The organism is Micromonospora sp. NBC_01412 (assembly GCF_045040215.1).
GTDB lineage: Bacteria > Actinomycetota > Actinomycetes > Mycobacteriales > Micromonosporaceae > Micromonospora > Micromonospora rubida.
Genome location: NZ_CP109528.1, coordinates 209,633 through 235,822, shown reverse-complemented (window position 1 = coordinate 235,822; position 26,190 = coordinate 209,633). Strand labels below are relative to the sequence as shown.

The following is a 26,190-nucleotide window of genomic DNA, read 5'->3' as shown; positions in this document are numbered from 1 at the left end:
CGCCCACCCGGTGGCCCGGTCCGGCCGGTGGCCGTAGGTGAGCCGGATCTGCCCGTCGGCGCGGGTGAAGCGCTAGCACCACGGGTCGGTGCGGCCAGCGCACCGCGGTCCGGCGAAGCATCGAGGCGGAAGGACTATCAGTCAGGTGGCAAGCTTCAGAGGCGTTGCCGGTTGGCCATCGCGTTGGTGGGCCAGCGTCCGCGACCTGCCGAAGGTCGAGGCCATCCTGCTCGTCAACACCCTCGTCGGGTGCGTCGGGTTCGGTCTCTACACCGCGGTCAGCGTGATCTACTTCTCCACCTTCGCCGACGTGTCGGCGGTGCAGGTGGGGCTCGGCTTCTCCCTCACCGCCTCGGTCTGGATCTTCGCGGCCAGTCCGGTCGGCCGGCTGGTCGACCGGATCGGACCACGCGAGATGACCATCGGAGCCGGTGCGGTGCAGGGACTCCTGCTCGCCTGCCTGCCGCTGATCAACGGCGTCGCGTCGTTCCTGATCCTGATGTGCACCCTCGGCATCGCCGAACGTGGCGCGAGCGTCAGCCGGGAGGCGCTCCTGGCGCAGCTCGTCGACGACAAGCGCCGGGTGGTCACCGCCGCCCGGAGCCGGAGCATCGCGAACATCGGCCTCTCGGTGGGCGCCGCCCTGGCCGGCGTCGCGCTCGCGGTGAACACCCGTACGGCGTTCGTCGTGCTGCTGGTCACCTACGCGGCGCTCACCCTGGCGGTCAGCGCGATCAGCCTTCAGTATCCCCGGGTGCCCGGCCGGCGGGAAACCGTCCGGACCGGCCCCAGAGGCGTCTTCCGCGATCCGCCGTTCCTCGCGGTGTCCATCCTGTCCGGCCTCATCTCGATCTACGACACGGTGCTGGTGATCGGTCTGCCGCTGTGGATCGCCCACCACACCGACGCCCCGGCCACGATCTTCGCCGGACTGATGATCACCAACACCCTGCTCATCGTCCTGTTCCAGGTCCGCGCCGCACGCAACGTCGAATCGGTGCCCGACGCGCGCCGGGCCCTCATCCAGGGCGGCCTGGCCGCCGCGCTCGCCTGCGCCATCTTCGGCGTCACCGCCTGGACCGACACCGCCGTGCTGGCCGGGGCCATCCTTTCCGCTGGCGTCCTGCTGCTGACCGCCGGTGAGCTGCGCGCCGCAGCCGCCGACTGGTCCCTCCGGTTCGAGCTGGCCCACCCGGACGCCCAGGGCGAGTACGGGGCTATCCACTCCCTCGGTTCGACGATCCGGTCTATCTGTGGTCCGGTCCTTGTGACCTACCTCCTGGGCGTCTGGGCCGACGTGGGCTGGCTCGCCCTGGTCGTCATCTTCCTGCTGCTCGCCGCCGCGACCGGGCCGGTCGTCGGGTGGGCGCAGCGCACTCGCGTCCGATACACCCCCGCCGGCAGCAACCCCGAGCCGGTCCCCTCCACCATCGACAGCGTCGCGGACGAAACGGTGCCAACGGCGCAACCCGAGGGAGCGACCCGATGAGCCGGCCGGTGCCCGCCAGCCCTGAACAGCGTCGACTGTGGCTGGTCGACCGGCACGAGGAGGGAGGCACCGCCTACACCGTGCCACTGGTCTGGCAGGTGTACGGCGAGCTCGACGTGCCGGCCCTCGAAGCGGCGGTGGACGCGCTGGTGGCCCGGCACGAGGCGCTGCGCTGTGCGTTCGTGGACGACGGCGACCAGGTGCACATGCTGGTCGACGAGCCGGCCGGCGGCAACCTGCGGGTGTCGACCGGGCAGGCAGCCGCGCAGGCCGAAGCCGAGTTGGCCGCATTCCTCGACCGGCCGTTGAGCCTGCAGCGCGGTGAGGTGTTCCGGGCGGCGCTCTGGACGCTGCCCGAGCAGGAGGCGTTGCTCGCCCTGGTTCTGCACCACGCCGTGGTGGACGGCTGGTCGGCCGCCAACCTGGCCGAGGATCTCTCCACTCTCTACGCGGGGCTGGCCGGTGCCGGCACCGAGGGGGCCGGCACGGAACTGCCGCCGCTTCCGGGGATGGCCGAACTGGCCGCCCTGCAAGGGCGGGAACGCACCGAGCAGACGCAGCAGGAGGCGGTCAGCCACTGGCGGGAGACGCTCCAGGGAGCACCCGCCGAACTCGACCTTCCGGTCGACCGGGCCCGCCGCCCCGATCTGCTCGACTGGCGTGGTGGCATCCGTACCCACAAGCTGGACCGGTCGACGGCGCAGGCACTCAGGAAGCTGGCCGGCGAGCGTCGCACCACCCCGTTCGTGGTGGCGATGTCGGTGCTCGGAGTCTTCCTCGCCCGATGGTGCAACGTGGTGGACCTGGTGATCGGTGTACCGGTCGCCGACGACCGCGACGAGGTGACCGAGCGGGCGGTGGGCTTCTTCGTCAACACGCTGCCGATCAGGCTCGATCTCAGCGGCGACCCGTCGTTCGACGAGATGATCAGCCGTACCCAGGCCCGCGCGTTCGAGGCGTTGCTGCACCGCGAGGCCCCGCTGGACCTCATCATCCGGTCGCTGGAGCTGGACCGGACCCCCGGGACGCATCCGCTGTTCCAGGTCATGATGACGTACCAGAACGTGCCGGAGATCCACCTGCGGCTCGGGTCGACCCGGGCGCACGCCCGTCCGGTCTACCCGGCCGGCGCGAAGTTCGACCTGCTGATCGATCTGGCGCCCCACAGCGAGGGACTGAACGTGCGGTTCGAGTACCGCACGGCCCTGTTCGACGACCGGTCGATTGCCGAGGCCGTCGGCTCGTACGTCGAGGTTCTGCGACGCTGTCTCGCCGACCCCGGGGTCCGGGTGGGCGAGATCGACCTGCTCCCCGGGGAACAGGTCGCCGAGCGGCCCGGCGGGTCGGAGCCGGTGACGGCCGTGCCGTCACCGGTGCTCTCCCTGGTCGCGGACGCGGTCCTCACCGCGCCCGACGCGGTCGCGGTGACCTGTGGAGAGGTTCGGCTCACCCGGCGTGAGCTGTGGCGGGCCGCTCTCCGGCTCGCCGCCCGGCTACGCGTCGCCGGTGTCACCGAGGGGGTGCCGGTCGGCTCGTACCTTCCCCGGGGTGTCGGTCTCGTGGTGTCCGTGCTGGGCATCTGGGCGGCGGGCGGGGTGTACGTGCCGTTGGACCCGCAGAACCCGCTGCCCCGCAACCTGTTCATCCTCGACGACGCGGGGATCGGGGTGCTGGTCGCCGACCGGGCGGTCCCCGAACTGGGTCGGCGCACCGCGGTGCTGCTGGGGGAGGACGGCGACACCGGTCCGACCATCGGGGAGTTCCTGACCGACCCCGGGTCACCGGCGTACGTCATGTACACCTCCGGTTCCACCGGCCACCCGAAGGGTGTGCTGGTGGAGCACGGCAGCCTGGCCGGGCTGATCGCGGAGATGGAGCGGCTGGTCCGGCCGAACGCAGCCGACCGGATGGTCGCGTCGACCACGGTCACCTTCGACATCTCGCTGGTGGAACTGCTGCTGCCGCTGACCACGGGCATCGAGTGTGTGGTCGCGGACTCCGAGATCGCGGCCGATCCGGTCCGGCTCGCCGAACTCGTCCGGGACCGTGGCGTGACCGTGGTGCAGGCGACGCCGAGCGTGTGGCGGATCCTGGCCGAACACCTCGACAGCGGGGTACGGGTGGCGATCTGCGGCGGGGAACCGCTGACCGTGGAGGTCCGCGACGCGCTGCTGGGCCTGGCCGGACAGGCGTTCAACGGGTACGGCCCGACCGAGGCCACCGTCTACTCGTCGGCCTGGGAGATGACCCCCGGGGACATCTCCGTCGGCGTGCCACTGCGCACCAACCGGTTCCTCGTGCGGGACCGGTGGGGCCGTCCGGCCCCCGCCGGCACCTGGGGCGACCTGTGGATCAGTGGTCCGGCGCTGTCGCGCGGCTACCTGAACCGACCCGAGCTGACCGCCGAGGCGTTCAAGACGATCGACGGGGTCGGACGCGGCTACCGCACCGGTGACCGGGCCCGGCGTACCCGCGACGGCCAGTACCAGCTACGCGGCCGGGTGGACGACCAGTTGAAGCTGCGCGGCTACCGGATCGAGCCGGGCGAGGTGGAGAGCGCGATCAACCGGCTGCCGGGGGTGAACGGTTCCACGGTCGTCGCGGTCGAGGTCGACGACAACCGTAGCCTCGCGGCCCTGGTGGTGCCCACCGAGCGCGACGGGGCGGGCGCCGCCGTCGATGACTGGCGCACCCAGTGGGAAGAGGTCTACACCGACCTCGACCGGTCGGAGTTCAGTGGCTGGACGAGCAGTCTGACCCGCGAACGGTACCCGGACGGGGTGATGCGGGAGTGGGCCGGCCACACACTTGACGCGCTCACCCGCCTCGGGTTCGAGCATGTGCTGGAGATCGGCGCGGGGTCGGGCATCGTGACCCGGCCGCTGGCACCGAAGGCCGCGACCTGGCTGGCCACCGACATCTCGGCCCGGTCGGTGGACGCGCTGAACGCGGACCGGGAGACGCTGGGCCCCGGTTTCGCGGCGCTGCTGAGGTCGGCCGACGAATGGGACGGCCTGCCGGACCGGTTCGACCTCATCGTGCTCAACTCGGTGATCCAGTATTTCCCGACCCGGGAGTACCTCGACCAGGTGCTGGGCGCGTGTCTGGACCACCTGTCGCCCGGTGGCCGGATCTTCCTCGGTGATCTCCGCTCGTGGCCGCTGGCGCGGGCGCACTACCGGGCGATGGCAGAGGCACGCCATCCGGACGCGGACGGGCCGCGACTGGCCGCAGCCTCCGACCAACTCGCCGACGCTGAACGGGAACTGCTCGTCGACCCGGGGTACCTGTACCGGCTCGCCGGGTCCCGGGGTGACCTGCGGGTCTCCCTGCGGCCCAAGCACCTGGGCGCATGGAGCGAGATGTCCGCGTTCCGGTTCGACGCGGTGTTGACCAGGGCCGGGGCGCCGACCGCGCCCGACCGCACCCCCGGTGAACACGCCTGGCAGACCCCGGAGTCGTTCGAGGGGATCTGTGCCCGGGTGGGCGACGGCCTCGACCCGGCGGTGGTCCGGGGGATTCCGAACGCCCAGAACGCGGCATGGCTCCCGGCCCCGGAGCCCCGGGTGCCGGTGACCCCGGCGGCGCTGGTGGATCTCGCCCGCGCCCACGGCTGCGTCGCTGTGCTCCGCGTCGACCCACAGGATGCCACTCTGCTCTGCGCCTACCTCGACCGGTCCGCCACGGCCGCCCGGCGGTACGCGGAGTGGGACGCCGCGCAGGCCACGGTGGATCCGGGCCGGCCACTGGTCAGCGAGCCACGGCGGTCCCCCGCAGCCGGGTTCGATCCGGAGGACGCGATCGAGCGGCTGCGCCGGATCCTGCCGCCCTACCTGGTGCCCCACGTGATCGTCACGGTGCCGGCGCTGCCACGGTTGCCCAGCGGCAAGGCCGACCGGAACCGCGCACGGCGGCTGGTGCTCGAACACGTGCAGGCCCGGCAGGGCCGCACCGCGCAGCCGGCCGACCCGCTGGAGGCGGCCGTGCGGGACGCCTGGGCCCGGGTGCTCGGCCACGACGGCTTCGGCCGGGCGGACAGCTTCTTCCGCCTCGGCGGTGACTCGCTCGGCGCGGTACGCGTGCTGGCGGACCTGCGCCGCCGGCTCGGCGTGCGGCTCCGCCTGCCGCAGTTCGTCCAGGCGCCGACGTTCGCCGGACTGTGTGGGCTGGTGCGGACTCTCGTGGCGGCCGAGGACGGCGGGAACAGCTCAGATTCGCCGGCGATGAGGGGAGAGACACCGTGACGGGTTCAGCGGATGCGCCGGTGGTCGTCGACACGTTGCCCGGGCTGTTCCGAGCGGCGGTACGGACGCATCCGGACCGCCCCGCGGTCAGCGACGGCAACCGCCGACTGACGTATGCGGAACTCGACCGGGAGTCCGACGCCGTGGCCTCCGGGCTATGGGCCCGGGGCGTGGCCGTCGAGGACCGGGTCGGGCTCTACGCCGAGCGGTCCGTGGACCTGTTCGTGGCGATCCTCGGGATCCTCAAGGCGGGTGCCGCCTACGTCGCGGTGGACAGCCGCTACCCGGACGGCCGGCGGGACCTAATGCTGCGTACCAGCGGCGCCAAACTGATCATCTGCGCGCCGGGCTGGCTCGACCGGCTGCGGGAGCTGCCCGCCGACGTGGTCACCCTGGCTGAGGTGGCCCGGTCGGAGCCGGCGCCGCTGCCGGCCGTCGAACCCGCCAGCGCGGCGAACGTCCTGTTCACCTCCGGCTCGTCGGGGCAGCCGAAGGCGATCGTTCTGGAACACCGGAACCTGGTCTCGCTCGCGCTCAATCCGGGACTGCCCCAGCTCACCCCGGCCGACCGGTCCGGGCAGATCTCCAGCGTGTCGTTCGACGCCTTCAACATGGAGCTCTGGACGGCGCTGGCCGTCGGCGCCGAGGTGGTCGTGCTGCCCGACGTACCGGACCTGCTGGCGGCCGACTTCCAGCGGCAGCTCAGGCGGTACGGGGTCACGGTGATGGTGGTCCCGACGATGGTGGTCAACCAGGTGGTCCGGGCGGACCGCGACGCGTTCGCCCCGCTACGCCTTGTCCGGGTCGGCGGGGACGTGCTCCAGCCGTCTGCCTGCCGCGACCTGCTCGGCGGCCGGTTCTCCGGTGAGCTGTACAACATGTACGGACCGGCCGAGATCACCACGGCCTGCACCGCGCACCTGGTGACGATGGCCGACGCCGAGAGCGACCTGATCCCCATCGGTCGGCCGCTGTCCGGGGTGACCGCCCACGTGCTCTCGCCGGACCTGCGGCCCACCGCCGACGGGGAGATCGGCGAACTGTTCGTAGAGGGACCGGGGGTGGCCCGTGGCTACCAGGACCAACCGGAGCTGACCGAGGAGCGGTTCTGCACGTTCACTGGCAACGACGGTGGTCCGGTCCGGGCCTACCGGACCGGTGACCTGGTCCGTCGCCGGCCCGACGGCGTACTGGAGTTTATCGGCCGGGCCGACGACCAGGTGAAGATCCGGGGTTACCGGGTGGAACCGGGCGAGGTGGAGCGGGGCCTGCGCCGCCAGCGGCAGGTGCAGGAGGCGGTCGTCCTGCCCGACGGTACGGGTGACGACCGGCGGCTGATCGCCGTCGTGGTGGTCGACGGCACGCCCAGCGTCGCGGAGCTGCGGGCCCAGGCCGAAGGCGACCTGCCGGACTTCATGGTGCCCAGTCACTTCATCGTGGTGCCGCAGATCCCGGCCACCGACCACGGCAAGCGGGACATGGCGGCGCTGCGCGAACTACTGGAAGCCCACCGCCTGCGCCGGGACAGCTACCTGCCGCCGGGTACGGACACCGAGCGGTATCTCGTCGAGTTGTGGGAGCGGCTGCTCGGGGTGGAGAACATCGGCAGCAACGAGAACTTCTTCGCGTTGGGTGGCCATTCCCTTCAGGCGTTCCAGATGCACCGGCGGATCAGCCGGGACCTCGGGGTGAAGCTGCCGTTCCAGGCGCTGCTGTCCAACACCGTCCTGGCCGACCTCGCGGCCCTGATCGACCAGTCCGTGGCGGGGGGCGACCCGGCGTGACGGGCGCAGCGGGCATCGACCTCACCGACGTCGACCTGTTCGTCCGGGGCGCGCATCTCGACGCGTTCGCCACGCTGCGGGCGGACGACCCGGTGTACTGGAACGAGGGGGCCGACGGCAGCCGGTTCTGGGCGTTGACGAAGTACGACGACGTGCAGTGGGCGTACCGGGAGCACGAGGTGTTCAGCTCGTCCCGGGGCGCCATCGTCGGGGGTTCGTTCCAGAGTTCCGACGACACCGCCGCCGGCCGGATGCTGGTGGTCGCTGATCTGCCCCGGCACCGGCTGCTCAAACAGGTCATCCAGCCGGCGCTGTCCAGCGCGGTCGTGGGCGCGGTGTCCGCGCAGGTGCACAAGCTGGTCGACCAGGCGGTCGACCGGATGCTCGCCGCCGGGGGCGGTGACTTCGCGGTGGACGTCGCCACCGAACTGCCCGCCGGGGCGTTGATGACGATCATGGACATCTCCTGGGCGCACGCGCACGAGCTGATCCAGTTGACCAGGCGCATGATCGGCTACCGCGACGAGGTGTTCGTCGACACCGGCACCGACGACCGGCTGCGCCTGGCCTGGTTGCAGGCGGAGATCTTCGACTTCTTCGAGGACCTGCTGGCACACCGGCGCCGGCAACCGGGGGACGACTTCGTCAGCCGGCTCGCCCAGGCGAGGATCAACGACCGTCCGCTGGCCACCGACGAGATCCTCTACAACTGCATGAACGTGGCGGTCGGTGGCAACGAGACGTCGTCGTACACCGCCTGCACGGGCCTGCTCGCGCTGATGGAACACCCGGACCAGTACGAGCGGCTGCTCGCCGACCACAGTCTGCTCGGCACGGCGGTGGACGAGATCCTGCGCTGGAGTTCCACCAACGCCTACGTGCAGCGGGTGGCGAAGCGCGACGTCGAGCGCCGGGGCCGGCAGATCCGCGCCGGTGACTCGGTGACGCTGTGGAACGTCTCGGCCAACCGGGACACCGGCCAGTACCCGGACGGTGACGTGTTCGACGTCGGGCGTACCCCGAACCGGCACCTGGGCTACGGGTCGGGCATCCACCGCTGCATCGGGGCGCCGGTCGCCCAGGCCGAGTTGTCGCTGCTGTTCCAACGGCTGCTCACCGCCGGCGTGCGGTGCGAACCCGTCGGTGAGCCGCGCCGACTGCGGTCGAACTTCATGCTCGGCATCACCTCCCTCCCGGTGCGGGTCGTCTGAGTCGGGCGGTCCCGCCGCTGTTCCGCTGCACTGCCCCGCCACCAGGAGAGTGAGACCGATGGACAGCCCGTACGCCCTCGGTGACCGGATCGAACAGGTCGTCGCGACCCGCGTCCGCCAGCGACCCGACGCGACGGCGGTCCAGCAGGGGGAACGCCGGGTCAGCTACGGCGAGCTGTGGGCGCAGGCGTCCACAGCCCGGGAGGCCGTCCGAGCCGGCGGCGTATCGGCCGGTGACGTCGTCGCCGTGCACATGGAACGCACCCCGGAGCGGGTGGCGGCCTTTCTCGGCGTGCTGCTGGCCGGGGCCGCGTACCTGCCCCTGGATCCCCGGTGGCCCAGGGACCGCGTCGACGGGGTGGTGGCACGCAGCGGTGTGTCCCTGGTCATTACCGACGACGAGCAGCGCTTCGCCGGGACCGCCCTGGTCAGCCTCTCGCCGGACGTGTTCACCGGGTCACCCCGGCCGGTGGTGCCCGACGCGCCGACCGGTCGACCCGGACTCGACGGTGCCGCCCCGGCCAGCGTGTTCTACACCTCGGGCTCGACCGGCCGGCCCAAGGGCGTTCTCTCCCCGCACCGCGGCACCTGCCGGGTCCTGGTCAACTCGCCGACCATCCCGCTGGATTCGACCACCGTGTTGTTGCAGGCCGTACCGGTGCCGTGGGACATGCACTCGTTGGAGCTGTGGGGGGCCCTGCTCAACGGCGGTCGCTGTGTGCTGATGGACCGCGACCAGCCGGCCCTGGACGCCGAGGCGCTGCGCGCCGGGATCGCCCGGGGGGTGAACACCCTCTGGGTGACCAGCTCGTTGTGCAACGTCTTCGCCGACGAATGCCCGGAGCTGTTCCGCGACATCCGGGTCCTGGTCGTCGGTGGTGACCGGGTGTCCGCCCCGCACCTGCGCCGGATTCTCGACGCCGCACCGGATCTGCACCTGGTGAACCTCTACGGGCCAGCCGAGTGCTCGATGGCGGCGACCACCCACGTGGTGACCCACGCCGACCTGGTGGACGGCACCGACGACGTGCCCATCGGCCGGCCGGTGCCGCAGACCGGGGTGGTGCTCCTCGACGGCACCGGGGAGATCGCACTCTCCGGTGACGGGCTGGCCCTGGGCTACCTCAACGACCCGGACGAGACCGCGCGCCGGTTCTTCGACCGGGACGGTGTCCGCTACTACCGCACGGGTGACCGTGGCGAACTCGGCCCGGACGGCGAGTTGCGGTACCGGGGCCGAATCGACCGGCAGTTCAAGATCCGTGGTGTGCGGATCGAGCCGGGCGAGGTCGAGGCGGTGCTGCGGTCGTACCCGTCGATCGCCTCGTGCGCGGTGCTGCGGGTGACGCGGCGCGCCGGTGACGCGGAGCTGGCCTGCGTCTTCAGCTCCACCGACGGGCGTCCGGTGGAGCTCGCGCCGCTGCGCGACTTCGCCGCGCGCACCCTGCTCGACGCGATGATCCCGACCCGGTTCCACCAGGTCAGCCGGCTACCGCTGACCCCGAACGGCAAGCTGGACCAGGCCGAGCTGCACCGGCTGGTGTCGCACGCCCCGGCCGGGGCGTGCGACGACGCCGTGGACCCGCTGGTGGCGGAGGTACGCGACCTGCTCGACCTGCCGGAGGTGACGGCCTCCGACGACCTGCTGGCAGCGGGCGCCACCTCCCTCGACGCGATCCGGCTCGCCGCCCGGCTGACCGGCCGCCTCGGTGTCCGTTGCACGATCGCGGACATCTACCGGCGGCGCTCGCTGGCCGGCATCGTCGACGCGCTCGACGCGACCGCGCCACGGGCCGCGACGCCGCTGGTGCCGGTGGCCGCCAGCGGCCCGGCCCCGCTCTCCCACGCGCAACGCCGGTTCTGGCTCGCCGAGCAGACCGCGCCCGGCCAGGCCGACAACATGCTGGTGCTGGCCTATCTGATGACCGGCACCCCGCACCCGGACGTGCTGCGGCAGGCGTTGACCGACGTCGTACGGCGCAATCCGGTGCTGCGCACCAGCTACGGCTGGGACGACGACTCCCCGATCCAGCAGGTGCTGGACGGCGACGCCGTCGTGCTCAGCGTCGAGGAGGTGGTCCTCCCGGCGATGGCCACGGTCCAACTGGCCGCCGAGCAGGCGACCATGGACTGGTGGAGCCGCCCGTTCGAGCTGGAGGACGAGATCCCGGTCCGGGCCCGGATCTGCCGGCTCGACGATGGTCGGCACCTGCTCTGCCTGCACGTGCACCATGTCGCGTTCGACGGCTGGTCCGAATCGGTCTTTCTGGCGGACCTCGCCGACGCGTACGCGGCCCGTCTCGCCGGGGAGGACAGCCCGACCCCGGGCGGGCCGGTCTCCTACCGGGACTTCACGGTGTGGGAGCAGGAGAACCTGGAGCACTGGGGTCGTACCGAACTGCCCTTCTGGCGGGACACCCTCAAGGGTGAGCCGGCCCCGTTTCTGCCGCGTCCGTCGGCTGTGGGTGAGGGGCCGCGGCGGGAACTCGAACTGGAGGTGGCGGCGGAGACAGTGGCCGCCCTGCACCGGGCCGCCGCCGCGAACGGGGGACCGCCGGTGTCGGCCCTGATCACCGCCACCGGCAGGGCGGTGGCCACCGTTTTCGGGGTACCCGACTTGCGTATCGGCACGGTTACCGCTGGCCGGTTCGACACCGAGACCGAACGGATCATCGGGTACTTCGTCAACCCGCTCGCAGTGCCGGTGTACGACGTGCCGGACAGCGAGCCCGGAGCGCTGCTGCGGGCGGTCAGCGACAGCACGGTCGCTGCTCTGGAGCATGCCCGGATCCCCTTCGACGAGCTGGTCCGGGAGCTGCGGCCGGACCGGTCCCGGCATCCCTTCTTCCAGGTCTGGGCGGTGCTCCAGGCGGAGACGCCACCGGTGACGATGGGCGCGGACGTCGTTGTCGAACGGGTCCGGGTCCGGCCCCCCACCACCGCCATCGAGCTGATGTTCGAAGCGTTTCCCCGCCCGGACGGTTCCTGGTCGCTGATCATGTTGTGGCGGGCCGACGGGATGACCGAGGACACCGCCGTGCGCCTGCTCGCCGAGATGGACGACGCCCTGCACACGCTGGGATAACGCACATCAACCCTGTCACCACTTCCGTGGACGCAACCAACCGGTGCTGGCCCCGGAAGCGTGAACGAGCTTGTCCGTCGTAAGCCGCTGCCTGAGCTGCCGTGGTCAGCGCTGGCCCGGGAACCGTGATTGATCTTCCTGACACCAGGTCTGAGGGTCAGCACCTACTTGAGATTGGCGGTGACGGGTTGAGCGGTGCTGGCCGCTTCCTGGCCCGGAATACTGGCAGCCTCGTGGATTCAACCTGTCGTGTTCGCCGCGGATCCGGCTGGGGCACCGACGGGCAGATCCGTCCCTGCCGCCGGTTGGCTGGCGGGCCCCCGTCAGTTCGCCTGGTCGCCGGGGTTGGCGTCCTCGGTGAGGCGTTGAAGGTAACCAGCCAGTCGACGCCGATCGTCGGCGGCCCAGTTCAGCTCTGGTAGCGACGCGCCCCGCGCCGGTCACACAACCAAGATCACCAACAGCATCCCGAATGTGAGACAGAGTCGGGGCCAACTCGACCGCTACCGACGTCCAAGCCGGGAAAAACGCTGTATCCGTCGTGCACCACACCCGCCTCCACGCAGTGTTCGTGGCCCCGGCCGCTGGTCAGGCGTCGGACTGCCGGCAGCCACGTTACGAAGAGACCTACCCAGACGCGGTGGCGTGTCCCTATCAGCGGTCCGCCGACGCCACCCGACCCGGCGACAACACCCCCGGATCATCCGAACGACAGGGGAAGCAAGTCATACCGGGCCGGGCGACCGAGGGTCCCGGCTGGGGACGATCAAAAAAGTAACGGGGCTGCCACATCACACGATGCGGGCACCCCCGGCACCTCTCTCGCTCCGTAGATCATCATGCCGACACGACCCGAACGGGTTCAGAAAAGTCCCTCCCGAGAAGCTCACCGTGATCAAGGCCTCGTTGCACCCGTCTGTCGGGGGTGTTGCTGCAACGATGCAGGACGTGGGAACTGCGGAAACTACGATGCCTGTTATCTCGCCCCTTGCTGGCGAGCCGATCAAGCGCGCCGATGCCGAGCGGCTCGCGGGAGTGCTGAAGGCCTTCGCCGACCCGGCCCGGCTGCGACTGCTGAGCCTGATCCAGTCGTCTCCGGAGGGCGAGGCGTCCGTGACTGACCTCACCGCGCCGCTTGGGCTCTCCCAGCCCACCGTGAGTCATCACCTTCGGATCCTCACCGAGGCCGGCCTGCTCGAGCGTGAGAAGCGCGGTGTTTGGGCGTACTACCGCCTGGTGCCGTCCGCGATCGCCGCGATCGCCGACCTGTTAACGCCACCCCGCAGGCGGGCGACGAAGAAGACCCGCTGACTGGCGCCGTCGAAGACCGGGGCCATGCCGCCTGACCCGGCACTGACCCCGAGCACCTTGATCGGCACACGTCACGAGATCGCAGCAGGTGATGGCCGAGGGGCCAGCTTGAGAGACGGCGAGTGGGGGCATTGCTGCATATGATGGCCCGTAAGGGCATATGCCTGAAATGACAGAACAGAACTTTATGAACTTCTTCGTCGAGCAGGCCGCGCCTGATGCGGCGGTCGTGCTCGCCTGCTCCAGGGCCTGCGGCCTCCCGCTGGAATCGGAGACTCATCTCCAGGAGGGATCGGTCGGATTCGTGCAGGTCATCCCTTACCCGGAAGGCTTCGAGATGGGGCTGTGCATCATCTGGCCGCCATCGACGCCCGTGTCCCTTTCCCAGGCAGCAGTGGCGCAAGACATCGCCCGCGAACTGCGCCAGCGCGTGCTTTTCGACGTGGAGGATCCGGCCGCCGCATCGGGAGAGCGGTGGATGCTCGCGACGCCGGACGGCGCGCTCTTGACCGTGGATGTCCGGGAGTACGACGACGGCGTCGGCCTGGCCCAGGCTGACTGAGCCGCCCGTCCCTGGGATCGCCCGAGGCCGCCTCTGTATGGACGGAGGCAGCGACCACGCCGTCGAAAGCCCACCTGCACCGTCACACGGAGGCTACGCCGCAGAACGCCGCAGGGAGATCGCAACTGACCGTCGGAGGTCGTCCCGCGATGGTCGCGGGACCAGGTGAACGAACGGCGTTCCGCCGTGCCGCCTCGGCAAGCAGCATCCGCAGGCCTCCGGCGACGCCGGCCCACCCGGTGACTGGGTTGGCGAACGGCAGTCGGACGTCGGTGTGCCCGCCTACCTCCTCGGCGCGGAGCACGATGCCGTCGGCGTCGACAGCAACCGGGATGACTCGCGTCGACCTGGCTGTCAACACCGGATCGATCAGGGTCGCGAGTTGGTCGAGAACGTCGTTGTGCTGTAGGGCGAGGTGCGGTAGATAGACGGCTTCCACGGTGGCGAGCGGATCCGGTCGCGCAGCACGGTAGGCGCTGACGCTGACGTTGGCCTCGTCGAGATTGCGGAGGAGGCCGACCTCGACCGGTTCCACCGCCCACAGCGCGACAGGAGGCAGATCGAGCAGGGACATGACGGTGTCGCCGTCGCACGACTCCAGGCTGACCGGATCGAAGCGATGGGCCGTGCCCAACACCCACACCTTGGCCCGTACCCGGGACCGCGCGGCGACCGGAACAAGCTGCGTCACGTCGAGCCGCACCGCACCCGGCCGACCGCGCGCGGCGACCAGCAGACCGCCGGTTCGGGTCATCGCATCGACCGCGAGGATCACCGTGCCGTCGGGCAGGACGGCATGTGTCCCCATGAGGTCAACGGCGGTGTCGCCGAGCCGGAGTCGCAGGGAGGGAACAGTGGACAAGGCAGAACGGGCTGTCACCGCGCCTGAATCAGTCAGTACGGCGCGTGCCGGCACCCCTGCCGTCGCGTTGGCGGCACTAGCGGAAGCGGTGCCCGCCAGTGCCGCCGGCCGCCCGGCTGGATGGAACACCATGTCGGGCCCCCTTGGCCATGACGTGAAGAAAAACCTGACCCAGGGGAACGACTTTAGTAGGTAAGGCTAACCTTGCCAAGCCGCTGTGTGCCGTGGAACTCCATCTGTCGGCCGTCAGGCAGGCTGGTAGGTGAGGCAGTCGCTGACGGTGGCGCCGGGACCGACGGTGATGGACTCGGCCTTGCAGGCGAGGTTGGTGTTGTAGACGCACTCGGAGCGCGCGCACGCGCCCACGGCGCCGGTCACCTCCGCGATCCCTCCGGACACCGAGGACTCCACGAACGTCGCGCAGGAGGCGGCATCACCCGCCGAAGCCACGGTGATCGCTGGAGCGTGACAACCGTTGTCATTGAAACTGCACGCCGTGGCGGCGCACTCCTGCACCGGGGGCGACTGTAGCAAGGTTTTCACTGGTGCCTCCTTCATCTGATCCTGGACAACGGAGGTTTCCACCCCGGGATGCTTGGCTGTTAGTCAGTGTTTGCCGCGCAACCGGGAGGCAAACCACCGCCGGTGCCCATCAATCCGCACCTGAGTTGCTCAGTTGCCACCTTAGCAGCGGACCGTCGACCGGGCAGGGTTGTCTCAATTCCAGTCGGGTGCCGCAGTCAGCAAGATAAGCCTTACCTTTGTTAGGTCAGGCTTGCTTCAATTTAGTATTTGAGGTGTTGCCGGCCACCCAATTCAAGAAGGAAAGCGATAACTCGGCGGAGGCTGTCATCGACGCAATGGCCAGGCGACATCGCCGGGATCCGCGTGGCGCTGGGCCTGGCGGCGACACCGAGGTGTGGCTGCGGGTGCTTCAGGCCGGCCCGGACGCTGCCGCGCCCGCACGAACTGCTTCGGCGGTCAGCTTCGCACCCGGCACGATCGTCACCCGGACCGGCCGGGACTACTCGCGTTGGTGATAGCTGCCCGGAGCGACGCGGGCGAAACTGATCAGGCGGTTGGTGGGTGCGGAACCCGTTTACGCAGCGGCCGGAGGGGACAACATGACCGCGGTTTCCCTGCGTCTGAGAGACCATTCGTACGACGTACTCATCGGCCCGGGCGTGCGGACGGCACTCGCCGGTGTCATCCGGCGGCTGGGCGCTGAGCGAGCCGTCGTCGTGTCGGCCCGCCCCCGGGAATGGGTGCCCGACACCGGGGTGCAGAGCCTGGTGCTGCCCGCGCACGACGGCGAGCACGACAAGACCCTCGGTACGGTGGAGGCATTGTGCGGTGAGTTCGCCCGGTTCGGGCTGACCAGGTCGGACGTGGTCGTCTCGTGCGGCGGCGGTACCACCACCGACGTGGTCGGGCTGGCGGCCGCGCTGTACCACCGGGGCGTACCTGTGATCCATCTGCCCACGTCCCTGCTCGCCCAGGTGGACGCCAGCGTCGGCGGGAAGACGGCGGTGAACCTGCCCGCCGGCAAGAACCTGGTCGGCGCGTACTGGCAGCCCAGCGCGGTGCTCTGCGACACCGACTACCTGTCGACCCTGCCGCGGCGGGAGATGCTGAGCGGCCTCGGCGAGATCGCCCGCTGCCACTTCATCGGCGCGCCGGACCTGCGCGGGCTCACCCTGGCCGAACAGATCACCGCCAGCGTGACGCTCAAGGCTCGCATCGTGGAGGCGGACGAGCGGGACACCGGAGTGCGGCACCTGCTCAACTACGGCCACACGCTGGGCCATGCGGTGGAGAGAGCCACCGGCTACGCCGTACGCCACGGCGAGGCGGTGGCCATCGGAACGGTCTTCGCGGGACAGCTCGCCGGGGCTCTCGGCCGCATCGGGCAGGCCCGGGTGGTCGAGCATTACGACGTCGTCCGGCACTACGGGCTCCCCGCCGCACTGCCGGCCGAGGCCGATACCGTCGCCCTCCTGCGGTTGATGCGACACGACAAGAAGGCGCTCCGGGGATTCACCTTCGTCCTGGACGGACCGGAGGGCGCGGCGCTGGTGAGCGAGGTCCCGCCGGACGTGGTCGCGAGCGTGCTGGATCGGATGCCGCGAACGCCCGTGGCCGACCTGGTCGCTTTGCCCGGCGGGTTTCGTCGATGACGCGCTTTCCCCCGCTGGACGGCCTTCTCGCCGGGCGGCTGGAAGCGGCGTTGCGCAAGCCGGCGGCGCAGCAACCGGTGTGGCCCGATCCGCGCCGGGCACGAGACGCGGTGGCCGCGCTGAGCCGGGCCGAGCCGATCGTGGCGCCGGACGAGACCGCACGGTTGGCCCGTCAGCTCGCCGCGGTGGCCCGGGGCGAGGCGTTCCTGCTGCAGGGAGGCGACTGTGCGGAGACCTTCGCCGACAGCACCGAGGCCCATCAGCGCGCCAATCTCCGAACGCTGGCCCACATGGCCGCGGTGCTCGTCCACCGTGCCGGGTTGCCCGTCGTCAAGATCGCTCGAATGGCCGGGCAGTATGCGAAGCCCCGCTCCCAGGCAGTCGATGCCCGGGGTCTGCCCGTCTACCGCGGCGACATGGTCAACTCTGTCGAACCCACGCCCGCGGCCCGGGCACCCGATCCTGACCGGATGCTGCGAGCCCACGCCGGCGCCGCCGGCACCATGGGGCTTGTCCGCGAATTCCGTCGAGGCGGCCCCGCCGGCAGCGAGATCTACGTCAGCCACGAGGCGCTTCTGCTCGACTACGAACGGTCGCAGCTGCGGGTGGACACCAGCGGGCCGGAGCCTCGCTTGTCCAGTGGACTGGGGCACTTCCTGTGGATCGGCGAGCGCACCCGCCAGCTCGACGGCGCCCATCTCGCCTTCGCGGAGCTGTTGTCCAACCCCATCGGCATCAAGATCGGTCCGGCGACGACCCCGGAGCAGGCGGTCGAATATGTGCGCCGGCTCGACCCGCACGGCGAGCCCGGGCGAGTCACGCTGGTCAGCCGCATGGGGCACGCCCGGGTCCGTGACGTTCTGCCGCCGATCGTGGAGAAGGTCACCGCCTCCGGCGGCCAGGTGATCTGGCAGTGCGACCCCATGCACGGCAACACCTACATGTCGGCGAACGGCTACAAGACCCGCCATCTCCGTCAGATAGTCGACGAGATCACCGGCTTCTTCGAGGTGCACCGGCGGCTGGGCACCCACCCCGGCGGCATCCACGTGGAGGTGACGGGCGACGACGTCACCGAGTGTCTCGGTGGTGCGCCGGCCGTCGCGGAGAAGGATCTGCCTGCCCGGTACGAGACGGCTTGTGACCCCCGCCTGAACGCGCAGCAGGCGGTGGGGCTCGCCTTCCTGGTCGCGGAGCTGGTCGGGGCGTCCCGGACGTAGCGGACGCGAACTCAACTCGGGCAGCTGGGCGAACCGGAATCGCCGTGCATCCCGTCCGCGAGTTCGTTCCACATGACCGCCAGCTCCAGCCGGGACTTGACGCCGATCTTCTGGAATATCTTCCGGAGGTGGAACGCCACGGTGTGCCGGGAGAGGAACATCTGTGCCGCTGCCTGCCCGTTGGTGAGGCCGATGGAGACCAGCCGGGCCACGGCGTATTCGGTGTCGGTCAGACCGCGAATACCGCTGGACGGCCAGAATCTCGCCTGCGGCTCCGGGTTGGATTTGAGACCTCGCAGCTTGCTCCGGACGCGGGAGGAATCCCGCAGGGACCCCATCTCGGCGAACGATCGCATGGCCAGATCGAGGTTCTTCACCGCCTCCGGGTTCTCCTCGTCGTCCTCGGCCAGGACCAGGCCGATGTCCTCGATCGCCAGCGCGCGCGCCCACGGATCGGTGTGGGCCTCGGCGGCCAGGCGGATCTCCTCGACATCCCGGGCCAGGAGGCCCGCCGCGTGTGCCGTGGCCGCGCGTAGTTCGGGAATCTCGGGATTCTCGGTGGCGACCCGCTCGGACAACTGCACGCCGCAGCCGGCCAGGTCGGTCTGCCCCTGGCCGATCAGGAGCCGGACCAGCCACGGGATCGCGGCGGGCTCGTCGGCGAGCAGGGAACAGACTGCCGCTTCCGACTCGAGCACCTTGCCGGCGAGCGAGGCGGCCTGCTCCGGGCCCTTCTCCGCTTCGGCGATCTGAATGACGATCCACATGGCCTGACCGGTGGGCAAGATTTCGCGGCCGAAAACCGCGTCCTCCTTCAGCTGATTCGCATGATGAATGCTCTTCAACAACTCGCCGCAACGCAATGCTGTGGTGGCCAGGATAGCGTTGCCGAGTGGCGTCCAGGTCGTCTGGTGAGCCTCGTTCGCCAGCTGCATTCCGATTTTCGACTGGCTGGCCGCACCCGCGATATCGCCGTTCGCAAGTTTAATCTTTGCTTCGACCAGTGTGGCGATGGCGGCAGATTTTCGGTGCTCGATCAACGCGGGGCTGGCGCGTACTTCGTCGATGATCTGCTGTGCTGCGCCGGTCCGCCGGATCAGGGTGTAGAGCAGCGCCTGTTGCAGACGCGCGTGCAGGGCGCAGGGCTCGCCGCACCGATCGCAGCTGGTCAGGGTGGCGGCCTCGGTGTAGGAGAGGCCCAGGCCGAGGTCGCCGGAGCGCCAGCTCGCCCGGGCCTGCGCGAGCATCTGAGCGGTTACGCAATTGCCGGAAGAAATGTCGTGTGAATCGTTCCGGGCAGACTTTGCTCGCCGCAATATGATCAAAACCAATCCCCCAAATTGATCATGCCGATCCGGGCGGGTCGTCTATTGCTCGCCGCCCACAACCAGGCCGCCTTGCCCACCATGGTGCGCTTCCGACGTTACGACGTTACCATCGAAAGGGATGGATCAAACACTGTTTTCTCGCTGTTGGGGGCCAAATCCCCGGGGTGTTGCGTGGCGCGGTTGGCCGTACGACGCAAAGCCGCTGGTCAGCGCGTCGACGGCGGGTACGTGCGGGCGACTATCAGATCGCGGACCATGCCCGGTGACGCCGGTTCGTCTGAGCATCATTCACGTTGGCAGTTCGATGTCCGTCAAATGTGATGGGGTGCTTCGTCCGCGCCGGGCAGCACCACCACGTCGGTCGGCCCGGTCGTGTGCCCGGCCCAGGCGCGCGCCTCGTCCAGGCCCACGAGCGCATCGCGATCGCCGGTGAGCACGGTGACCGGGCGTCCAGGACGGCGGACGGATCGTGCCGATAGGTCTCCACCGCGCGGTGGTCGTTGCGGACGAGGGGGAGGACCATGGCCCGGATCTCCGGGTCGTAGAGCGCCGTCGAGCCGGGGCCGCCGAGCCGGCGGAGGTGGGCGACGATGTCCCCTCATCGCGCCGCAGTCCGGCGGCTACAAGACCGTCGGAGGACAGGTGGAACCGGTCGTCCCGATGGCGGGGACGGCGCCGGGCGCCCCGAGGCGACAGGCGGGACGGCGTGGGCAGCCCGGCGGCGGCCAGCCGCAGGGCGACCTCGTACGCCAGCAGCGCACCCATGCTGTGTCCGAAGAGCGCCCGGTTTGACAGTGTTGAGTGGAGGCGCTGGTCAGCAGACCGGTCCTCCGGCGACATGGATGATCTGGCCGGACACGAACGACGCGTGGTCGCTCGCCAGGAAGGCCACCATGTCGGCGATGTCCCTCGGCTGACCGACCCGGCGCAGCGGAATCGTCGCCGCGGCCTGCGCCTGGTGCTCCTCGACCGTGCGGCCGGCCTGCGCCGCCAGTGCCGCGGTCATCTCGGTGGCCACGTAGCCGGGCGCTACGGCGTTGACGGTGATGTTCAGCGGGCCGAGTTCCAGGGCCAGCGTCTTGGTCAGGCCCTCGATCCCGGCTTTCGCCGCCGAGTAGTTGGCCTGGCCGACGTTGCCGACGGCGGCGATGCTCGACAGGTTCACCACGCGGCCCCAGCCGAGCTTGGCCATGTGCTCGGCGACCGCGTGCGTCATCAGGAACGTGCCGCGCAGGTTCACGTTGATGACCAGGTCCCAGTCGGCCGGCGAGAGATAGAAGAGCAGGTTGTCCCGGGTGGTGCCGGCGTTGTTGACCAGGATGCCGGGCGGCCCGAACCGGTCGACGACCTCGTCGACCGCCGTGCGGACCGAGTCGGCGTCGCTCACGTCGACCCCGATGGCCGTGGCGCGGCCGCCCGCCCGGTCGAGGCTGGCGGCGGCGGCCTCCGCAGCCGCCGGATCGATGTCGAGGACGGCGACATCGATGCCGTCCTCGATCAGCCGGCCGGCCACCGCGGCACCGATGCCCCGGGCCGATCCGGTGACGATGGCGACGCGGTTCACGCCGGCTCGGGCGTCAGCGTGACCGGCAGCGAGCTCATGCCGTGCAGGATGCTGGAGTAGATCCACCGCTCCGGCCTGGTCTGTTCCGCGGACGACACGAGCGTACGCAGCGAGTCGAGCACCTCCTCCACCTCGATGCGCGCCAGCGTGTGCCCCAGGCAGATGTGCGAGCCGAAGGCGAAGGTGAGGTGCTTGTTCGGCGTGCGGCCGAGGACGAGGCGGTCCGGATCGGCGAAGACCTCGGGATCCCGGTTGGCCGAGGAGATCCAAACGCTGACGATGTCGCCCTTCTTGACCGGCTGCCCGTTGACGATGGTGTCGCCGGAGGCCTTGCGTCCGCCGTGCAACGAGGGAACGGTCCAGCGCAGCACCTCGTTGGCGGCGGTGTCGAGGCCGACGGTGCCCTCCTTGAGAGCGCGCCACTGGTCCGGCCACTCGATCAGTGCCTGGAGGCCGCCGGAGATGGCATGACGTCCGGTCTCGTCCCCGCCGATCATCAGCCCGTAGCAGTTGGACATCAGGTCGGCGTCGCTCAGCGGGCGACCGTCGACGTGGCAGTTGGCCAGCAGGCTGACCACGTCGTCGGAGTCTCTGCCGCGCCGGGTCTGCGCCAGGTCGGCGAAGTAGAGCAGTATCTCGCTCTTGGCCTGCCAGCTCTCCTGCGGCGGGGCGTCCGCGTAGTCGGAGCTCCACGCGTGCGAGGTGAGCCCGAGCAGATAGCGGCGGTCCGCCTCGGGCACGTCCATCAGACCGCAGATGGCGCCCAGCGGAATGTTCGCGGACACGTCGTGGACGAAATCGCACTCGCCCTTGTCGATCGCCGCCCGGACCAGGTCGTCGATCGTCCGCCGGATCGCCTCGCGGATGCTCTTGAGCCGGCGGGGGGAGAACGCCGCGTTCAGCACGTTGCGCAACTGGGTGTGCTTGTCGCCGTCGGTCACCGCGAGCATGGAGCCGGACGCGGAGTCGCCACCGGTGAGCAGGGTCGCCAGCGCGTTGCCGCCCTCGGTGGTGAAGTGTTCCTTGTCGCGGTAGACCGTCATCGCGTCGGAGTAGCGGGTGAAGACCCAGAAGCCGGGACGGTCACCCTTGGGCGGGTGCCAGTAGTGGGGCCGCTCCTCGCGGAGCGCACGCCACACCTCGGAAAGTTCGTTCTCGGCGTGCAGCACCGGGTCGGCGAGGTCGAGCGAATCGAGGAGCTCAGGGCTGACTTCTGGGCGGGTCATCGGCGGCCTTCCACGTGAGGAGTCGGGGCGGGCGGGGACGGCAGCGAGGTCGCCACCGAGGCGAGGGCACCGATCGTGGGGTTCCCCATGATCTCCGCGGGGGAGATGGCCAACCCCGCCTCGCGAGCGCGCCGGATCAGCGAGATGGCCAGCATGCTGTCGCCGCCGAGCGCGAAGAAGTCGCTGTCGACACCGACCTCGGAGGCCTCCAGCAGCTCCTGGAAGATGGCGACCAGCGCGCGCTCCGCAGGGGTACGCGGGGCCTCCCGCGCAGGATTGTCCTGTTCGGCCACTTCGGGGAGCGCGGCCAGGTCGAGTTTGCCGTTCGGCGTCACCGGCAGGGCCTCGACGACGACGTACCCGGTCGGCACCATGTGCTCCGGCAACCGGCGTGCGGCGTGCTCGCGGAGGTACTCGCGAGAGGGCGCCTCCCCGTCGGCGGCCACGACCCAGGCGACCAGCCGGGTGCGGCCGGTGCCGTCCTCGCGTACGCCGACCACCGCGCGGGCGACCGCGGGAAGCTCCTCGAGCACCGCCGCCACCTCGCGCGGCTCGATCCGGAAGCCCCGCAGTTTGATCTGGTCGTCGGCCCGGCCGTGGAAGTCCAGGTTGCCGTCGTCGCGCCAGGAGGCGACGTCGCCGGTGCGGTACATCCGGCTGCCGGGCGGGCCGAACGGTTCCGCCACGAAGCGTTCGGCCGTCAACGCGGGCCGGTTGAGGTAACCCCGGGCGACACCGGGTCCCGCTACGTAGAGCTCCCCGCGGAATCCGGGTGGCACCGGCTGCAGCCCGGGACCGAGCACGTAGACGCGGGCACCGGCGATGGGCCGTCCGATCGGGGGACGGCCACCTCCCGTGAGCGGTTCGCTCTGAGTGGCACAGACGGTGACTTCGGTGGGCCCGTAAGCGTTGACCATCCGGCGGTTCGCGGACCACCGCGCGGCCAGCTCGGCCGGGCACTCCTCGCCGGCGCTGATCAGGCCACGGAGCCCGGGCACGGTCGCGGGGTCCATGCTGGACAGCGCCACCGGCGGGAGGATGGCGTGGGTGATCCGCCGCTCGACCAGGACCGCCGTCAGCGGTTCTCCGGCGAGGGGGCCCGGCGGCGGCACGACCACCGTCGCCCCCGCGGTGAACGCGCCCATCAGCTCGGCGACGAACGCGTCGAAGCTCGGTGACGCGAACTGCAGCATCCGGGCGGTGCTGTCCAGTCCCAGGCCCTCGCGCTTGGTCGCGGCCAGGTTCGCCAGCCCGGTGTGGGTGACCACGACGCCCTTCGGCCGGCCGGTCGTGCCGGAGGTGTAGATGACGTACGCCGGATCGGCCAGTCCCGGGGTGACCCGCGGAGATTCGTCCGTCCGTTCGCCGATCCCCGGGTCGTCGACGAGGACGCGCGGCCAGGGACGGGTCAGCGGGAGGTCGGCCGACGCCGTCGTGCAGACCGCGATCGGGTCACAGTCGTCCAGCATGGCGGCGATCCGCTCTCGCGGATATCCCGGATCGACGGGGACGAAGGCGGCGCCGGTCCGGACGGTCGCCAGGAGCGCGGTGATCAGGTCGAGGGACCGTGGCAGCACGAGGGCCACCATCCGGCCCGGTGCCGCACCCGCCTCGGCGAGGGCCGCCGCGAGCCGTCCGGCACGGCGGTCGAGTTCGGCGTACGAGGTCACGACGCCGTCCTCGTCCACCGCCGGCTGCCCGGCGTGCTCGTCGACGGCGCGCTGCCACAGCCGGCCCAGCGTCGCGGCGGGCTGCGGCTCTCGGAACGCGTTCCACTCGCGGAGCACCTGGCGGCGGGTGGCCGGGTCGAGGAGGTCCAGCCCGGCGACCGGTTGGCCGGGCGCCTCGCGGAACGCGCGGAGCAGGCGCACGACCATGTCGAGGAGACGCCCCGCGGGTTCCGCGCCGATGCGCCGCGGGTCGGTGACCAGGGTCAGGACGAGTTCGCCCGCGTCACGGTCCACCCTGAGTTCGGCCGTGGGCGGCCGGACCGGATCGGGCGGCGGGTCCCCGGCACGGGTGAAGCTGACCGCGGTGTCGAACAACGCCTCCGCCGCGGCGTCGAGCACGGCCCGCCCCCGCGGTCCCAGCCGGGCGTGCCCGGCCGAGGCGGCCACGGCGTCCCCGACCCGGTCCAGGACGGCGCCGATCTCCTCGTCCGGCGCGACGTCCACCAGGAGCGGCCGGAGCCCGGCCCCGAAGAGCACCGGAGAGCCGGCGCCCAGCAGGTGCAGCAGTACCGCCCAGACCCCGAGCAGCGTGTTCTCCGCGGACGGGAACTCCGGGACCCGCCGGACGAGCGTCGGTACCCCGGCCGCGTCGTCGCCCGGCCGGGCGAGCCGGTCCCGCAGCAGGGAATCGCCGTCGACACCGTCCAGCGACGACTGCCAGAACCGCGCGCCCAGCGCCTGCTCCCGCAGCAGGTTCCGATCCGGCTTCGCTGATCCCAGCAGGAGCGGTTCGGGTCTGACCTCGATGTCCACCGGAGCGTGGCGGTCGCCGAGCGCGTCCGCCACGTACGCCCGCAGGTCGTCCGGTCGTGGCGTGCAGCCGGACGCCGGCGTCACCACCGCGTGGAGCAGCGCCAAGCGGTCCTCGTCCTCGATCCCGAACACTGCCGCCTGGGCCACGTCCGCGTGCTCGAGGAGCGCGCGCTCCACCGCCTCCGGGTAGATCCGGACGCCGTGGCCCTTCAGGACGCCGTCGAGCCGGCCGTCGAGGGTCAGGTACCCCGACTCGTCGAGCCGTCCGACGTCGCCGGTGTGCACCCACCCGTCGCGGACCGTCCGCGCGGTCTGCTCCGGGTCGTTCCAGTAGTGGCTCATCGCCCAGCCCCCGGACGAGCAGATCTCGCCGGCGACGCCCGGCGGGAGGACCCGGTCGTGGTCCTGGGGATCGCGGATGGTGATCCGGACGTTCGCCGGGGGCCGTCCGACGGTGCGGCGCAGGTCGGGGTCCAGGTGGTCCTCCGGGGTGAGCAGGCTGACCATGCCGGTCTCGCTCGTGCCGTAGACCTGGAACAGCACCGGGCCGAGCGACTTGGCGGCGGCCGCCAGCCGCTCCGGCGCGGCCGGGCTCCCGGTGTAGAACACCTCGCGCAGGCTCGAGAGGTCGTAGTCGTCGAACGCGCGGTGCTCGGTGAGGGCGTAGACCTGGGGAGAGGCGAGGACGAGCCGGGTGACGCGGTGCCGTTCGACGGCCCGGAGCACCGTCTCGGCGTCGAACCCGTGGTGCAGCAAGACGCTGCCCCCGGCGATGATCGCGTCATCGGCGGAGAAACCGCTGGAGTGGGTCAGTGACCCGGTGATCAGGCAGACCGCCGGCCGGGCCCCGGCGGCGGCCGCGGCCATGTCGTTCTTGACGGCGAACGGCCAGCTGATGCCCTTCGGCCGTCCCGACGAGCCGCTGGTGAACGTCACCACGGCGATCTCCGGCGGCTCGGCCGTCGAGTCGTCGAACGGCGTCTCCGGGGGCCGGGTCATGTCCAGCACGTTCGGTCCGGACGGACCCGGGGCGGCGAGGGCGAACGCAGATCCGGCCGCGGCATGCAGCCCGCGCGCCCGGTCGAGGTTGTCCTGGTCCACCGCGAGCACCGCCGGCCGGAGGTCGGCGAGGATCTCGGCCTGGACGCGAGGACCCAGCTCATCCCGGGGGTCTGCGGCGTTGACCCCGCGGATGTGGAACGCCGTCGCGCCGACGAGGTTCACCCCGTAGCGGTAGACCAGCGTGGCCGGCGTGTTGGGGCTGGTCAGCACGGCGACCGAGGTGCCGGGGCCGACACCGGCCGAGCGCATCCACGCGGCTGTCGTGCGGATCGCCCTGGCGAGGCGCTCGGCAGAGAAGGGCTCGTCTCCGAGCGTGACGGGAACGGCGGCAGGATCGGCGTCGAGCCGGCCGAGGATCTGGCGGACGTAGTGGTCATGCCCCCGCAACGGTGATCTCCAATGCAGCTCGACGATCGCGGCCGACGGGTCGGCCGCGAGGCTGGGCGCCGGCGCAGGCCAGGCCGTCGTGACGGTTTGCAGGGCAACGCTAGGTGCCGTGCCGGCCGTCTGGATCCCTCGCGTTGACAGTGGTTGCCGGTGCCGGGTGCTGTTCCCCGCCGGCACTGTCAGGGCAAGCGATGG

At 70.8% G+C, this 26,190-nt stretch carries 16 protein-coding genes and 1 pseudogene; 9 read left to right on the top strand and 8 right to left on the bottom strand.

From position 1 onward, the window contains the following. The first annotated feature begins 145 nt into the window (after positions 1-145). The 7 genes from OG617_RS00935 to OG617_RS00905 all read left to right on the top strand — a co-directional run bounded on the left by OG617_RS00935 (position 146) and on the right by OG617_RS00905 (position 13,686). Entirely contained in the window at positions 146-1,489 is a 1,344-nt protein-coding gene (locus OG617_RS00935; protein ID WP_405097831.1) for an MFS transporter, read from the top strand. Beyond that, the gene (locus OG617_RS00930) at positions 1,486-5,733 is read left to right on the top strand and encodes an amino acid adenylation domain-containing protein (RefSeq protein ID WP_405097829.1); all 4,248 of its coding nucleotides are present in this window, start codon (positions 1,486-1,488) and stop codon (positions 5,731-5,733) included. Before OG617_RS00935 ends, OG617_RS00930 begins: the two co-directional genes overlap by 4 nt. Then, a complete protein-coding gene (locus OG617_RS00925; RefSeq protein ID WP_405097827.1) occupies positions 5,730-7,517 on the top strand; it encodes a non-ribosomal peptide synthetase in 1,788 nt (595 codons plus the stop codon). Before OG617_RS00930 ends, OG617_RS00925 begins: the two co-directional genes overlap by 4 nt. Further along, the gene (locus OG617_RS00920; protein WP_405097825.1) at positions 7,514-8,728 is read left to right on the top strand and encodes a cytochrome P450; all 1,215 of its coding nucleotides are present in this window, start codon (positions 7,514-7,516) and stop codon (positions 8,726-8,728) included. The genes OG617_RS00925 and OG617_RS00920 overlap by 4 nt, the downstream gene beginning before the upstream one ends. Before the next feature lie 58 nt (positions 8,729-8,786). Then, positions 8,787-11,813 carry an AMP-binding protein gene (locus tag OG617_RS00915; protein ID WP_405097823.1) on the top strand — a complete coding sequence of 1,009 codons (3,027 nt, stop codon included), beginning with the start codon at positions 8,787-8,789 and terminating at the stop codon, positions 11,811-11,813. A 939-nt stretch (positions 11,814-12,752) separates the two neighbouring features. After that, complete coding sequence (locus OG617_RS00910; protein ID WP_405104057.1) at positions 12,753-13,124, top strand: ArsR/SmtB family transcription factor; 372 nt, start codon at positions 12,753-12,755, stop codon at positions 13,122-13,124. 169 nt (positions 13,125-13,293) lie between these two features. Further along, positions 13,294-13,686: a hypothetical protein gene (locus OG617_RS00905; RefSeq protein ID WP_405097821.1), complete on the top strand. Its 393-nt coding sequence runs from the start codon at positions 13,294-13,296 to the stop codon at positions 13,684-13,686. Positions 13,687-13,768: 82 nt separating this feature from the next. On the opposite strand, the gene OG617_RS00900 is transcribed toward OG617_RS00905, so the two are convergent. Then, positions 13,769-14,680: a DUF2470 domain-containing protein gene (locus tag OG617_RS00900; protein ID WP_405097819.1), complete on the bottom strand. Its 912-nt coding sequence runs from the start codon at positions 14,678-14,680 to the stop codon at positions 13,769-13,771. 114 nt (positions 14,681-14,794) lie between these two features. Beyond that, the gene (locus OG617_RS00895; protein ID WP_396679469.1) at positions 14,795-15,091 is read right to left on the bottom strand and encodes a DUF1540 domain-containing protein; all 297 of its coding nucleotides are present in this window, start codon (positions 15,089-15,091) and stop codon (positions 14,795-14,797) included. Positions 15,092-15,672: 581 nt separating this feature from the next. On the opposite strand from OG617_RS00895, the gene OG617_RS00890 reads away from it, so the two are divergent. After that, the gene (locus tag OG617_RS00890) at positions 15,673-16,725 is read left to right on the top strand and encodes a 3-dehydroquinate synthase family protein (protein WP_405097817.1); all 1,053 of its coding nucleotides are present in this window, start codon (positions 15,673-15,675) and stop codon (positions 16,723-16,725) included. After that, positions 16,722-17,945 carry a 3-deoxy-7-phosphoheptulonate synthase gene (locus tag OG617_RS00885; RefSeq protein WP_405097815.1) on the top strand — a complete coding sequence of 408 codons (1,224 nt, stop codon included), beginning with the start codon at positions 16,722-16,724 and terminating at the stop codon, positions 17,943-17,945. The genes OG617_RS00890 and OG617_RS00885 overlap by 4 nt, the downstream gene beginning before the upstream one ends. 11 nt (positions 17,946-17,956) lie before the next feature. On the opposite strand, the gene OG617_RS00880 is transcribed toward OG617_RS00885, so the two are convergent. From OG617_RS00880 to OG617_RS00855, 6 genes and pseudogenes are all read right to left on the bottom strand, one after another. After that, positions 17,957-19,192 (bottom strand): LuxR C-terminal-related transcriptional regulator, encoded by a 1,236-nt coding sequence (locus OG617_RS00880; RefSeq protein ID WP_405097813.1) that lies wholly within the window; start codon positions 19,190-19,192, stop codon positions 17,957-17,959. 392 nt (positions 19,193-19,584) lie between these two features. Then, positions 19,585-19,710: a hypothetical protein gene (locus OG617_RS00875; RefSeq protein ID WP_405104129.1), complete on the bottom strand. Its 126-nt coding sequence runs from the start codon at positions 19,708-19,710 to the stop codon at positions 19,585-19,587. A gap of 160 nt (positions 19,711-19,870) precedes the next feature. Beyond that, positions 19,871-20,113: pseudogene (locus tag OG617_RS00870) on the bottom strand (thioesterase domain-containing protein); the annotation flags it as partial. Further along, positions 20,088-20,837, bottom strand: coding sequence for a 3-oxoacyl-ACP reductase FabG (fabG, locus tag OG617_RS00865; protein ID WP_405097811.1), 750 nt, complete (start codon positions 20,835-20,837; stop codon positions 20,088-20,090). The pseudogene OG617_RS00870 and the gene fabG, both read right to left, overlap by 26 nt. Continuing rightward, entirely contained in the window at positions 20,834-22,063 is a 1,230-nt protein-coding gene (locus OG617_RS00860) for a cytochrome P450 (protein WP_405097809.1), read from the bottom strand. Before OG617_RS00860 ends, fabG begins: the two co-directional genes overlap by 4 nt. Beyond that, positions 22,060-25,995 (bottom strand): amino acid adenylation domain-containing protein, encoded by a 3,936-nt coding sequence (locus OG617_RS00855; RefSeq protein ID WP_405097807.1) that lies wholly within the window; start codon positions 25,993-25,995, stop codon positions 22,060-22,062. The genes OG617_RS00860 and OG617_RS00855 overlap by 4 nt, the downstream gene beginning before the upstream one ends. Positions 25,996-26,190: the final 195 nt, after the last annotated feature.

Bases quoted from the DNA above. Each gene is read 5' to 3' on its own strand.
- OG617_RS00930 (WP_405097829.1), top strand. From the start codon at position 1,486: ATGAGCCGGCCGGTGCCCGCCAGCCCTGAACAGCGTCGACTGTGGCTG.
- OG617_RS00915 (WP_405097823.1), top strand. From the start codon at position 8,787: ATGGACAGCCCGTACGCCCTCGGTGACCGGATCGAACAGGTCGTCGCG.
- OG617_RS00910 (WP_405104057.1), top strand. From the start codon at position 12,753: ATGCAGGACGTGGGAACTGCGGAAACTACGATGCCTGTTATCTCGCCC.
- OG617_RS00905 (WP_405097821.1), top strand. From the start codon at position 13,294: ATGACAGAACAGAACTTTATGAACTTCTTCGTCGAGCAGGCCGCGCCT.
- OG617_RS00900 (WP_405097819.1), bottom strand. From the start codon at position 14,680: ATGGTGTTCCATCCAGCCGGGCGGCCGGCGGCACTGGCGGGCACCGCT.
- OG617_RS00890 (WP_405097817.1), top strand. From the start codon at position 15,673: ATGACCGCGGTTTCCCTGCGTCTGAGAGACCATTCGTACGACGTACTC.
- OG617_RS00885 (WP_405097815.1), top strand. From the start codon at position 16,722: ATGACGCGCTTTCCCCCGCTGGACGGCCTTCTCGCCGGGCGGCTGGAA.
- OG617_RS00880 (WP_405097813.1), bottom strand. From the start codon at position 19,192: ATGCTCGCGCAGGCCCGGGCGAGCTGGCGCTCCGGCGACCTCGGCCTG.
- OG617_RS00860 (WP_405097809.1), bottom strand. From the start codon at position 22,063: ATGACCCGCCCAGAAGTCAGCCCTGAGCTCCTCGATTCGCTCGACCTC.